We start from the raw sequence: 11538 nt of genomic DNA, 5'->3' as shown, positions 1-11538 counted from the left end.
CCGGCGATCGCGCTGCACATGCTCAACAACCTCGTGGCCATCGCGCTGATCTCGCCGCAGGGCACGATGTCGGGGCTGGCGCTCTATCACCTGCCCTTCGGTGCCGGCGACGAAGCGGCGATCCGCGCGCTGCTGCCGCTCGACCTCGCCTCCATCGGGCTGAGCTGGCTGGCGGCACGGATTGCCCTGCGGGCCTGAGCCGCGATTGCAATTCCGTCCAAGCGGGCATAAGTGAGCCGCGACAGGAAGTCGCGAAGGGCGCAGCCATGAACTGGATCACCAATTACGTTCGTCCCCGGATCAACTCGATCTTCTCGCGCCGCGAGATGCCCGAGAACCTCTGGACGAAATGTGACAGCTGCGGAACCATGTTGTTCCACCGCGAGGTGACGGACAATCTCGGCGTCTGCACCAACTGCAACCACCATATGAACATCACGCCGCGCGCGCGCTTCACCGCGCTGTTCGACGGCGGCATCTTCTCGGAGATCGACGTCCCCGAACCGACGCAGGATCCGCTGCATTTCCGCGACCAGAAGAAATACCCCGACCGCATGCGCGCCGCCCAGCGCTCGACCGGCGAGAAGGAGGCGATGCTCGTCGCCACCGGCGAGATCGGCCGCACCCCGGTGGTCTGCGCCGCGCAGGATTTCTCGTTCATGGGTGGCTCCATGGGCATGTATGTGGGCAACGCGATCATCAAGGCCGCGCAGGAGGCCAAGCGCCTCAAGCGCCCGCTGATCCTGTTCTCCGCCGCCGGCGGCGCGCGGATGCAGGAAGGCATCCTGTCGCTGATGCAGATGCCGCGCACCACCGTGGCGATCCAGATGCTGCGCGAGGCCGGCCTGCCCTATATCGTGGTGCTCACCCACCCGACCACCGGCGGCGTCACCGCCTCCTACGCAATGCTGGGCGACGTGCAGATCGCCGAGCCCAACGCGCTGATCTGCTTCGCCGGCCCGCGCGTCATCGAGCAGACCATCCGCGAGAAGCTGCCCGAGGGCTTTCAGCGCGCCGAGTACCTGCTCGAGCACGGCATGCTCGACCGCGTCACCGACCGCCGCAAGATGCGCGAGGAGCTGACCACCATCGTGCGCATGCTCACCGGCATGCCGCCGGCGGTGGCGGGCGACCTGCCCGCTCCCGAGCTGCCCGACACCCCCGCCGCCGAACCCAAATGACCGCGCAGGGGTCCGACGCCATCCTGCAGCGGATGATGTCGCTGCACCCCAAGATCATCGACCTGACCCTCGACCGGGTCTGGCGGCTGCTCGAGGCGCTCGACCATCCCGAGCGCAAGCTGCCGCCGGTGATCCATGCCGCCGGCACCAATGGCAAGGGCTCGACGCTGGCGATGATCCGCGCGGGCTACGAGGGCGCGGGCAAGCGCGTGCACGCCTATACCTCGCCGCATCTGGCGCGCTTTCACGAGCGCATCCGCCTCGCCGGGGAGCTGATCCCCGAGGAGCAGCTCTCGCAGGTGCTCGACGAGTGCTGGCAGGCCAATGGCGGCGAGAGCATCACCTATTTCGAGATCACCACCTGCGCCGCCTTCCTCGCCTTCTCGCGCACGTCTGCGGACGTGACGTTGATGGAGACCGGCCTTGGCGGGCGGCTCGACGCCACCAACGTGTTCGAGCGCCCGGCGCTCACCGTGATCACCCCGATCTCGCTCGATCACCAGCAGTTCCTTGGCGAGACGCTGGCCGAGATCGCCGGCGAGAAGGCCGGTATCCTCAAGCGCGGGGTGCCCTGCGTGGTCGGCCCGCAGCCCGAGGCGGCGATGGAGGTCATCGAGGCCCGCGCCGAGCGCTTTGGCGCGCCGCTGCTGGCCCATGGCCAGCACTGGCATGTCTGGGAAGAGCGCGGACGGCTGGTGTTCCAGGACGAGACCGGGCTTCTGGACCTGCCGCTGCCGAACCTGCCCGGCGCGCACCAGATCGAGAATGCCGGCGCCGCACTGGCGGCGCTGCGCCACCTCGGCCTCGGAGCCGAGGCCTGCGACGCCGCGGTGACCGAGGCGCAATGGCCCGCCCGCATGCAGCGCCTGCGCAGCGGCCCGCTGACCGAGGCCGCGCCGGGCGTCGAGCTCTGGCTCGACGGTGGCCACAACCCGGCGGCGGGGATCGCTCTGGCGCGCCATCTGGGTAGCCTGCCCAAGCGTCCGACGCACCTGATCTGCGGCATGCTCAACACTAAGGATATCGCCGGCTACCTGCGCCCGATGGCCGGAGAGGTCGCGAGCCTCACCGCCGTATCGATCCCGGGCGAGGCCAACACGCTTGCGGCAGACGAAACGGCGCGCGTCGCGACCTCGGTCGGCATGCAAGCCGGGACCGCCGGCTCGGTGTCTGAAGCGCTGGCGCAGATCGCGGCGCAGGACCCGCACGCCCGCGTGCTGATCTGCGGCTCGCTCTACCTTGCCGGGGCGGTGCTGCGCGAAAACGGCTGAGCCGCGCCCTACCGCCACGACATCCGGTGCGTCACCGCTTTATCTTGACTGGGTGATTCGCCCTCCCCTATATCTGGGAAATCACCCAGCTCAACTTGGGCGCTAACGGGGTGACAGCCAATTCGCCCGATCGCGGCGTGGCAAAGATGCCTCATTCATGAGCGTTTCGGGCCACAACCCCTTGGGGTTGTCTGATAATTCCAACATACTGCTTGGCCGAGACACAAAATGTTGACGGTTCTCTGTAAAATCACCTATGCTGACGGGACAAGCAGCGCGTGGCACAAGATCACGCGCAAGCCTGAGGGACAGGGACATGGGGACAGAATTCGCCCCTGCGCGGCATCGCCTCGCAGACGGGACCGGAGCAGAGTCATGAACGGGCGCAGCCGCCCGACACCGGCGCGCTCCGTGGCGAACGGCCCCGGCAACACGACCACTCACAGAACTTTCGGACGCCAGCATCGCGCCAGTTCAGCGCCGATGACAGGCACCGCGTCCGCCCTTCAAACCCATTACTAACAGGCAATAATAATCAATCGAGCAGCCTAAGAGGGTCCTTCGGGACCCTCTTTTTTGTGCGCCGGCAGGCTCAGTGATGGTGGCCCCAGTCGGCCGACTGCATCTCGCGCAGGCGGCTGGCGGTGCGCTCGAACTCGAAGGCGCCCGGGCCCTCGATATAGAGGCTCTCGGGCTCGTCCACCGCCGAGACGATGAGCTTCACCTTGGCCTCGTAGAGCGCATCGATCAGCGTCACGAAGCGCTTGGCCTCGTTGAAGTTGGTCCGCCCCAGCCGCGGCAGGTTCTCGAGCACCAGCAGGCGCAGCGCGTCGGCGATGGCGAGGTAATCGCCCGGCCCCAGCATCTGGCCGCAGAGATCGTAGAACGACGCCCGCGCCACGCCGTTGTGGTAGCGCGGCAGCTCGAGCTTGCGGCCCTTGATGGTCAGGACGAGCGGCTCCTCGTTGCCATGGGTCAGCTCGCGCCAGACCCGGTCGATCTCGGCCCGCGCCTCGGGGTCGATGGGGGTGAAATAGACCTTCGCCCCCTTCAGGCGATCCTGCCGGTGATCGCGCTCGGAGGCCAGCTCGCGCACCACCAGCCGCTCCTTGATCAGGGCGATGAAGGGCAAAAAGAGCTGCCGGTTGAGCCCGTCCTTGTAGAGATCGTCGGGCACCCGGTTCGAGGTGGTGACCACCACCGTGCCGGCCTTGAACAGCTCCTCGAAGAGCCGCCCCACCAGCATCGCGTCGGCGATGTCGGTGATCTGCATCTCGTCGAAGGCCAGCACCTTGATGGCGTCCGAGACCCCCTTGGCCATCGGCTTGACCGGATCGTCGACGCCCTTGCCGCGCAGGCGGTGCAGCTCGGCCTGCATCTCCTGCATGAAGGCGTGGAAATGCACCCGGCGCACCGGCACGTCGAGGCTCTCGACGAAGAGGTCCATCAGCATCGACTTGCCGCGCCCGACGCCGCCCCAGAGATAGAGCCCCTTCGGCGGCTCGGGCGCCTTGGCCTTGCGGAACAGCCCGCGCTTCGGCTTTTCCGGCGTCTCGGCCAGCTCGCGGCGGATGCGTTCGAACTCGGGAAGCGCCTCTTCCTGCGCGGGGTCGCGCAGGATGTGCCCTTCGGCAACGCGTTCGTCATACAGGTCGGTCAGCGTGGTCATATCCCGCGCATAGCCCGCCCGGGCGGGAAAGTGTAGATGCCTCAGGCCTCCCCAAACATGATTGTATCGGTAACATTTCTTCGATTGACCCTCCCGGGGCCCCGGCTCAGGTTGACGCTGCACCGCCGCATAGGAATGTCGTCATGCCCAAGCAGCCCAGCATCTTCACCCCGGTCCTGATCGTCGGGTGCATGATCATCCTCGTCTCCTTCGCGGTGCGGGCGAGCTTTGGCGTGTTCCAGATCCCGATCGCCGAGGAGTTCAACTGGCCGCGCGCCGAGTTCAGCCTCGCCATCGCGCTGCAGAACCTGTTCTGGGGCATCGGCCAGCCGCTCTTCGGTGCCGTGGCCGAGCGCATCGGCGACCGCAAGGCGATCGTCATCGGCGCGTTGTTCTATGCCGTGGGCCTCGTACTCTCGGCCGGGGCCAACACGCCGCTGGGAATGCAGAGCGCCGAGGTGCTGGTGGGCTTCGGCATCGCCGGCACCGGGTTCGGGGTGATCCTCGCGGTGGTGGGGCGGGCCTCGTCGGACGAGAACCGCTCGATGTCGCTGGCGATCACCACCGCCGCCGGCAGCGCCGGGCAGGTGATCGGCGCACCGCTGGCCGAGGCGCTGCTCGGGCTCTACACGTGGCAGACCGTGTTCATGATCTTCGCCGGCGTCATCCTCGCCATGCTGCTGACCCTGCCGATGATGCGCGCGCCCGCCGCCAGCAAGGCCGAGATCGAGGAGAGCATGGGCACGATCCTCAAGCGCGCAGCGCGGGATCCCTCGTTTGCGATGATCTTCATCGGCTTCTTCTCCTGCGGCTACCAACTCGCCTTCATCACCGCGCATTTCCCGGCCTTCGTCGAGGAGATGTGCGGCCCGATCCAGCCCGGAGGCGTTCTGCATTCGGTCGGCATCACCACCACCTCGGCGCTCGGCGCCTGGGCCATCGCGGTGATCGGCATCGCCAATATCGCCGGCACGCTGGCCGCCGGCTGGGCCGGCAAGCGCTTCCCCAAGAAATACCTGCTGGCGCTGATCTATACCGGCCGCACCATCGCCGCGGCGCTGTTCATCATGCTGCCGATCACCCCCGCCACGGTGATCGTGTTCTCTGCCGTCATGGGCTCGCTCTGGCTCGCCACCGTGCCGCTGACTTCCGGCCTCGTCGCGCATCTCTACGGGCTGCGCTACATGGGCACGCTCTACGGCATCGTGTTCTTCTCGCACCAGCTCGGCGGCTTCCTCGGCGTCTGGCTCGGCGGGCGGATGTACGATGCCTATGGCGATTACACGTTGGTCTGGTGGATCGGCGTCGGCGTCGGCGCGCTCTCGGCGATCATCCACCTGCCGGTGAAGGAAACCCGCGCGCTGGTGCCGGTGGCGGGGTAGAGCCGAGCATCCGAGCGTTTCCGCGTTCGACGGTTCGAAGCCTGCCTCTCAGCGTTCAGGCTGTCGGTGCGCGAGTGGCATCTGATGCTCGAAGATTTGGCCAAGTCCGAGGCCAAGGGGTCTCTTCTGGCCGGCAGAACGAAAGAGGAGCCGTGCATCGTCGGTTCGCGGGTTGGCGAACAGACCGACGAATTCCTTGATTTATCCCTGCCAAGTCCGAAGGACCTCTCAACTTGGCACCCGGCCCAGCCAGATCGCCGGCCCGGGGGGCGGACCGGCGATGCGCGGCGGCCTGCGGCCTCGTTCCGCGCCGGAGCTTCGCGCTACTCCGGCAGCCAGCGCGCGTGCACGTAGCGGCTCGTCATCAGGTCGAGATGCGCGCCGCCACCGTTCTTGAACAGCGTGATCTCCGCGTCGCTCTCGCGCCGCATCGCGTCCATGTCGTAGTAATCCGCCAGCACCTGCTCGCGGGTGATCGCCCCGGTCTCGAGCGGGATCTTCAGCTCGCCGATATGGCCCAGCGTGGTGTCGTAGCTGTCGACGAAGACCCGCGCGCGCTGCAGCGCCACGTCATCGGCCTCGCGCATGTCGGGCCGGTAGGCGCCGATCAGGTCGAGATGCTGGCCCGGTTGCAGCCAGTCGCCACGGATCACCGGCTCGGTCGACATGGTGGCGCAGGTGACGATGTCCGCCTCCGCGACCGCTGCCTCGAGATCCTCCGCCACGCCGATGCCCAGCTCTTCGGCCATCGCCTCCGCCTTGGCGATCGTGCGGTTCCAGACCTTGAAGGTGGCCCCCGGAAAGCCCGCGCTATAGGCCTCGAAGAGCGAATGCCCGACATGGCCCGCGCCGACGATCAGGATCTCCTTCGAGTCGGGCCGCGCCAGACGCAGCGCGCCGAGCAGGCTGTCCCCGGCGGTCTTCCACTTGGTGATCAGATGGAAATCCACCACCGCCTCGAGCAGCCCGGTGTCATCGGCGTAGAGCGACACCCCGCCATTCACCATGCCGAGCCCCTTCTCGGGGTTGCCCGGAAACACCGTGGCCGATTTCACCGCCAGCCCCAGCCCGTCGATCCACGCCGCCCGGTTCAGCAGCGTATCCTTGCCGCGATAGAGGAAGCTGTCGGCGATCTCTGCCTTGGGGCGCAGATGGCCCTCCCGGAACGCCTCGGTGAGGCCCAGCCAGTCGAGTTTCGCCTCGGCCTCGTAAGGGATGAATGCGGGCGCGGTCATGTGTCGTCTCCTTCGCTCAGGAGCCCATGCGCGCGCAGGCACGCGGCCCAGCCCTCCGGCCCCTCGAACAGATGTGTCTGCCAGCCGCGCGCGGCGGCGGCGGTGATGTTGTCTTCGCGATCGTCGGTGAAAAGCAGGCGCTCCGGGGCCAGCCCGCAATCGGCCTCGACCATCTCGTAGATCCGCGGGTCGGGCTTGGTCACACCCATGAGGCCCGAGACATAGCGCCGGTCGAACTCTTTCAGCACCGGGTAGGCCGCCTCTGCCAGCGCCATGGTCGCCTCGCCGATATTGCTCAGCGCGAAGACCGGAACCCCGGCGCGACGCAGGGCGCGCAGCGTCTCGCCCGTTTCCGGGATCTCGGGAGAGGCGAGATCGCTCCAATTGTCGTGCCAGCGGCGGATCTCGTCGGCCCAGCGCGGATGCGCGGCGGCGGTCTCGTAGACCACCGCGCGGAACTCCCCGCCCGCGTCGATGCGCTCGTTCATGCCGTGCAGGTCGACCTCGGCAAACATCTCGCGCCGCGCCGCCTCGCCGATCAGCGCGTCGTAGTAGAGCTCGGGCTGCCAGCGCAGCAGCACGTTGCCGATGTCGAAGATCACCGCCTCGATTGCCATGCGCCCAGCCTAGCCTTTCGCCTGTCGGATCTCGCGCTCGAGCGCGTTGAGGAAGCGCGAGCGGTCGGCCTTGGTGAAGGCCCTGCCGCCGCCACCCTGGTTCAGCGGGTTGGCCGCGCGCAAATCGGCCATCAGGTCGCGCATCGCCAGCTGCTGGCCGATATTGGCCTCGGTGAAGCGCTCGCCATTGTGGCGCAGCACCGCCGCGCCGGCGGCGATGCACTTGGAGGCCAGAGGAATATCCCCGGTCACCACCACATCGCCCGGCCCGCAGCGCTCGGCGATCCACATGTCGGCCACGTCGGGCCCCTCGGGCACGATCACCATCTCGACCAGCGGGTTCTGCGAGGGCCGGAGCCCACCATTGGAGACCACGAACATGCGCAGCTTGTGGCGGGTGGCGACCCGCTCGGCCTCGGCCTTCACCGGGCAGGCATCGGCATCGATGTAGAGCGCGCTCATGGGTTCACCAGCGCGATCACCGTGCTCACGGTGAGGATGCTGAAGGCGGTCGAGATCAGGATCGCCGCCGAGACGCGCTGCGGCGCGATGCCGTAATGCTGCGCCAGCATGAAGACGTTGCCCGCCACCGGCATCGCCGCCGTGGCCACCGCCACCGCCGCCTGAAAGGGCGGCACCGGGAACAGCAGGTAGACCCCGCCGGCCACGAAGAGCGGGTGCAGCACCAGCTTGGCAAAGCTCAGCCAGCCCGACACCGCCAGCCGCTCGGCGGATTTCGACGCCAGCGAGGCACCGATGGCGAAAAGCGCGCAGGGGGTCGCGGCGTTGCCCAGCAGCGTGACGAACTCGTTGACCACGGTGGGCAGCGGCAGCCCGCTGGACGAAACCGCGAGCCCGGCCACGATCGAGACGATCATCGGGTTCTTCACCAGCCCCGTGCCGATGGTCGAGAAGATCCCCCACGACATCCGGCCCTCGCGCGCCACGGTGACGAGGATCACCAGCAGCGCGGCGAAGACGATGAGATCGATGCTGAGCATCAGGATGATCGGCGCGACGGCGGCCTCGCCAAGCAGCAGCGCCAGCATCGGCAGGCCGAGAAAGCCGGTATTGCCGATGCTCGCGGTCTGCGCCTCGATGGCGGCGGTCTGCAGGTCCTGCTTGCGGGCGAAAGCCACGGCGGTGGCCACGAGGTAGACCGCCATGGTGCCCACGAGATAGGCCGCCGCCAGACGCGCGTCGAAGATCGCCGAGATCGACAGCGAGGCCGAGAAGCGGAACAGCATCGCCGAGAGGGCGAAGTAGAACACGAACTTGGTGAGCGCCGCGGTCGCGGCCTCGGGGAAGAAGCGGATCCGTCCGGCACCGTAGCCGAGCCCGATCAGGGCGAAGAACGGGATCGTCTTGAGGAAGATGGCGAGCATGTCACCCCGTCATATTCGGCGGGTGTCTGCCGCCCGGTTGGGTTGGCTCAGACCTTGCCTTCGAAATCGCGATGCACGTATTTCGCATCGCAATAGGGGCATTCGACAAAGCCCTCTTCGGGCGGGATCATCAACCAGACACGCGGGTGGCCCAGCGCCCCCTCACCGCCGTCACAGGCGATGCGGTGGCTGTCGACGATCTTGATTTCCGGGGCTTCGGTCGCCATCGCTGCGGTTTCCTTTTCGTCACACCTGCACTACCTGCGTTATGAGCGAAGACCAGAACAGGAGCAAGGCTCGGCATGAGTGGCGACGCGATCCGCATCGAGGCACTGCGCAAGACCTATGCAGGCGGCAAGGAAGCCCTCAGGGGCGTCGATCTCACGGTGCCCACAGGCTCGATCTTCGGGCTGCTCGGCCCCAACGGGGCGGGCAAGTCGACGCTGATCAACATCCTCGCCGGGCTGGTTCTGAAGAGCTCGGGAAAGGTGTCGATCTGGGGCTGGGACCAGGATCGCAACCCGCGCCAGAGCCGCGCCTCGATCGGCGTGATGCCGCAGGAACTCAACCTCGACCCGTTCTTCACCCCGCGCGACGCGCTCGAGGTGCAGGCGGGGCTCTACGGCGTGGCGAAATGCGACCGCCGCAGCGACGAGATCCTCGAGATGGTGGGACTGTCGGACAAGGCCGAGGCCTATGCCCGCACGCTCTCGGGCGGCATGCGCCGCCGCCTGCTGCTCGGCAAGGCGCTGGTGCATCACCCGCGCATCCTGGTGCTCGACGAGCCCACCGCGGGCGTCGATATCGAGCTGCGCCAGATGCTCTGGCAGAACGTGCGCCGGCTGAACCGCGAGCGCGGCATGACGATCATCCTCACCACCCACTATCTCGAGGAGGCCGAGGAGATGTGCGACGAGATCGCCATCATCAACCAGGGCGCGGTGGTGGCACGCGACAGCACCGCCAACCTGCTCGGCCAGATCGACGCCAAGACCATGGTGATCCAGCCCGACACCCTGCCCGAGACCCTGCCCGAGGCCCCCGGCATCACCGCCGAAGCCCGCGACGGCGGGTTGATCGCGCTGAGCTACCGCGCCACCGAGACCGCCGCCGAGGACGTGCTGGAACTGGTGCGCAATTCCGGCATCCGGATCCGCGACGTGCGCACCGAGCAGGCCGATCTCGAGGATGTCTTCCTCGAACTGACCCGCTCGCGCCCCGCCGCCTGAACCGCAACGCCTGTCCTCCTGACCGCCGGAAGAGACCTGGGCACAGCGCCCCTGTCTTCTCTTCGTCAAAAATACTCCCGCCGGAGGCAGGCCGGCCCGGACGGCCGGGTGCGCGGCGGCTATAGGAGCGCCGGGGACGGGGATTTCAGCCCAAGGGGCGCCGCTCCGCGATGGCGCGCGAGAGACGCGGCGGCACCGACCAGCTGATCGGGTCCTCCTCGGCGAGGCGCGCGAGATCGTCGCGCACCGTGACGAGGCCCCAATCCTCTGCCAGCTTCATCGGCCCGCCGCGCCAGCGGGGGAAGCCGTAGCCGTGGACCAGCGTCAGGTCGATATCCTCCGGACGGCGCGCGATGCCTTCCTCGAGGATGTCGATGCTCTCCGCGATCATCGCCAGAGCCACGCGGCGCGAGATCTCCTCCGCAGCGAAGCCGCGCCGCGTCACGCCGGCATCCGTGGCGCAGGTCTCGATCACCGTGCGCACGGTGTCGGAGGGCTGTGGCCGACCATCCGGATAATCGTACCAGCCGGCGCCGGTCTTGCGACCCAGTCGGTTGTGCTCCTCCACCAGCCTGTCGGCGACGGGCACGTAGCGCAGCCCGGGCTGGTTGCGCAGGTCCTTGCGTTGGCGGTTGGCGTAGGCGATGTCGAGCCCCGAGAGATCCTGTGTCATGAACGGGCCCATCGCCATGCCGAAGCCGGTCATCGCGGCGTCGACCTCCCAGGGCAGGGCGCCCTCGAGCAGCATCACCTCGCAGGCCTGCCGGTAGCGCGACAGGATGCGGTTTCCGATGAAGCCCTCGCAGATCCCCGCCTCGACCGCGATCTTGCCGAGACGCCGCGTCAGGCCGAAGGCCGTGGCCAGCGTCTGCGGCGAGGTGGCGCGGGCGCGGACGATCTCGACCAGTTTCATCAGGTGGGCGGGGGCGAAGAAATGCAGCCCGAGGAAGCGCTCGGGGGCTGCGAGATCGCCGGCGATGGCGTCGGGGTCGAGATAGGAGGTGTTGGTGGCCAGCAGCGTCGTCGCTGGCAGCTCGGCGGCGAAGCGGCGGAACAGGGCCTGCTTCACGGCGAGGTCCTCGAACACTGCCTCGATGGCGATGTCGACCGGGGGCAGGGCGTCCGTGCCATGCAGAAACTCGAAGCCCTGCGCGAGTTGCCGGTCGGCTGCGTCCTGTGCCAGCTTGCCGCGCGCCACCGCCTGCGCGAAGAGCCCGGCGACATTGGCGCGGGCGCGGTCGGCGGCGGCGGCGTCGTGTTCGAGCAGGCTGACCTTGATGCCGGCGTTGCAGAGCGCATAGGCGATGGCCGCGCCCATGGTGCCGCCGCCGGCGACCAGCGCGCTGCGGATCTCTGCCGGCGTCTCGGCCTGAAGCGCGGCGGGGCGGGCGGCGGCGCGTTCGGCGAAGAAGACGTGGCGCAGGGCGCTGGCCTGCGCGCCCTGCCGCAGCTCGAGAAAGGTGGCGCGTTCCTGCGCGAGGGCGGTCTCGAAGGGCAGCTCGGCGGAGGCCTCGATCAGCGCGATGGCGCGCAGCGGGGCGATCTGGCCGCGCATCTTCTTGCGCGCGC

At 68.0% G+C, this 11538-nt stretch carries 11 protein-coding genes and 1 pseudogene; 5 read left to right on the top strand and 7 right to left on the bottom strand.

Going from position 1 to position 11538, the window contains the following annotated elements; genetic code table 11:
• The 3 genes and pseudogenes from AC6RA4_RS18155 to AC6RA4_RS18145 form a co-directional block, all read left to right on the top strand.
• Positions 1 to 198: pseudogene (locus AC6RA4_RS18155) on the top strand (CPBP family intramembrane glutamate endopeptidase); the annotation flags it as partial.
• A gap of 68 nt (positions 199 to 266) precedes the next feature.
• Positions 267 to 1181: an acetyl-CoA carboxylase, carboxyltransferase subunit beta gene (gene accD, locus AC6RA4_RS18150; protein WP_500162764.1), complete on the top strand. Its 915-nt coding sequence runs from the start codon at positions 267 to 269 to the stop codon at positions 1179 to 1181.
• A complete protein-coding gene (locus AC6RA4_RS18145; protein ID WP_500162762.1) occupies positions 1178 to 2452 on the top strand; it encodes a bifunctional folylpolyglutamate synthase/dihydrofolate synthase in 1275 nt (424 codons plus the stop codon). Before accD ends, AC6RA4_RS18145 begins: the two co-directional genes overlap by 4 nt.
• 592 nt (positions 2453 to 3044) lie before the next feature.
• Here AC6RA4_RS18145 and zapE read toward each other — a convergent pair.
• The gene (zapE, locus tag AC6RA4_RS18140; protein ID WP_500162760.1) at positions 3045 to 4121 is read right to left on the bottom strand and encodes a cell division protein ZapE; all 1077 of its coding nucleotides are present in this window, start codon (positions 4119 to 4121) and stop codon (positions 3045 to 3047) included.
• A 143-nt stretch (positions 4122 to 4264) separates the two neighbouring features.
• On the opposite strand from zapE, the gene AC6RA4_RS18135 reads away from it, so the two are divergent.
• The gene (locus tag AC6RA4_RS18135) at positions 4265 to 5503 is read left to right on the top strand and encodes an MFS transporter (RefSeq protein ID WP_500162759.1); all 1239 of its coding nucleotides are present in this window, start codon (positions 4265 to 4267) and stop codon (positions 5501 to 5503) included.
• 323 nt (positions 5504 to 5826) lie between these two features.
• Here the strand turns inward: AC6RA4_RS18135 and AC6RA4_RS18130 are convergent, their stop codons facing one another.
• Genes AC6RA4_RS18130 through AC6RA4_RS18110 form a run of 5 tightly spaced genes read right to left on the bottom strand, consistent with a single transcriptional unit; the run spans position 5827 to position 8967 of the window.
• Positions 5827 to 6738, bottom strand: a complete 912-nt coding sequence (locus AC6RA4_RS18130) for an ornithine cyclodeaminase family protein (protein ID WP_500162757.1) — start codon at positions 6736 to 6738, stop codon at positions 5827 to 5829.
• Entirely contained in the window at positions 6735 to 7355 is a 621-nt protein-coding gene (locus AC6RA4_RS18125; protein ID WP_500162756.1) for an HAD family hydrolase, read from the bottom strand. The genes AC6RA4_RS18130 and AC6RA4_RS18125 overlap by 4 nt, the downstream gene beginning before the upstream one ends.
• 9 nt (positions 7356 to 7364) lie before the next feature.
• Entirely contained in the window at positions 7365 to 7817 is a 453-nt protein-coding gene (locus tag AC6RA4_RS18120; RefSeq protein ID WP_500162754.1) for a YaiI/YqxD family protein, read from the bottom strand.
• Positions 7814 to 8740 (bottom strand): AEC family transporter, encoded by a 927-nt coding sequence (locus AC6RA4_RS18115; protein ID WP_500162752.1) that lies wholly within the window; start codon positions 8738 to 8740, stop codon positions 7814 to 7816. Before AC6RA4_RS18115 ends, AC6RA4_RS18120 begins: the two co-directional genes overlap by 4 nt.
• A 47-nt stretch (positions 8741 to 8787) precedes the next feature.
• On the bottom strand, positions 8788 to 8967 hold the full coding sequence (locus tag AC6RA4_RS18110; protein ID WP_007795004.1) for a zinc-finger domain-containing protein: 180 nt from the start codon (positions 8965 to 8967) through the stop codon (positions 8788 to 8790).
• A gap of 75 nt (positions 8968 to 9042) precedes the next feature.
• Here AC6RA4_RS18110 and AC6RA4_RS18105 point away from each other — a divergent pair, with 75 nt between their 5' ends.
• Positions 9043 to 9969: an ABC transporter ATP-binding protein gene (locus AC6RA4_RS18105; RefSeq protein ID WP_500162750.1), complete on the top strand. Its 927-nt coding sequence runs from the start codon at positions 9043 to 9045 to the stop codon at positions 9967 to 9969.
• A 145-nt stretch (positions 9970 to 10114) separates the two neighbouring features.
• On the opposite strand, the gene AC6RA4_RS18100 is transcribed toward AC6RA4_RS18105, so the two are convergent.
• Positions 10115 to 11538: 3-hydroxyacyl-CoA dehydrogenase (locus AC6RA4_RS18100; protein ID WP_500162748.1), on the bottom strand; the 1424-nt coding region annotated here is incomplete at its 5' end.

This window comes from Salipiger sp. (assembly GCF_059781815.1).
Note: the sequence above shows the minus strand (reverse complement) of the source record. Positions and strands in the feature narration are given on the sequence as shown.

What these genes read in the sequence shown, in the direction of transcription:
- accD (WP_500162764.1), top strand. Translation starts at nt 267, where the DNA reads ATGAACTGGATCACCAATTACGTTCGTCCCCGGATCAACTCGATCTTC.
- AC6RA4_RS18145 (WP_500162762.1), top strand. Translation starts at nt 1,178, where the DNA reads ATGACCGCGCAGGGGTCCGACGCCATCCTGCAGCGGATGATGTCGCTG.
- zapE (WP_500162760.1), bottom strand. Translation starts at nt 4,121, where the DNA reads ATGACCACGCTGACCGACCTGTATGACGAACGCGTTGCCGAAGGGCAC.
- AC6RA4_RS18135 (WP_500162759.1), top strand. Translation starts at nt 4,265, where the DNA reads ATGCCCAAGCAGCCCAGCATCTTCACCCCGGTCCTGATCGTCGGGTGC.
- AC6RA4_RS18130 (WP_500162757.1), bottom strand. Translation starts at nt 6,738, where the DNA reads ATGACCGCGCCCGCATTCATCCCTTACGAGGCCGAGGCGAAACTCGAC.
- AC6RA4_RS18125 (WP_500162756.1), bottom strand. Translation starts at nt 7,355, where the DNA reads ATGGCAATCGAGGCGGTGATCTTCGACATCGGCAACGTGCTGCTGCGC.
- AC6RA4_RS18120 (WP_500162754.1), bottom strand. Translation starts at nt 7,817, where the DNA reads ATGAGCGCGCTCTACATCGATGCCGATGCCTGCCCGGTGAAGGCCGAG.
- AC6RA4_RS18115 (WP_500162752.1), bottom strand. Translation starts at nt 8,740, where the DNA reads ATGCTCGCCATCTTCCTCAAGACGATCCCGTTCTTCGCCCTGATCGGG.
- AC6RA4_RS18110 (WP_007795004.1), bottom strand. Translation starts at nt 8,967, where the DNA reads ATGGCGACCGAAGCCCCGGAAATCAAGATCGTCGACAGCCACCGCATC.
- AC6RA4_RS18105 (WP_500162750.1), top strand. Translation starts at nt 9,043, where the DNA reads ATGAGTGGCGACGCGATCCGCATCGAGGCACTGCGCAAGACCTATGCA.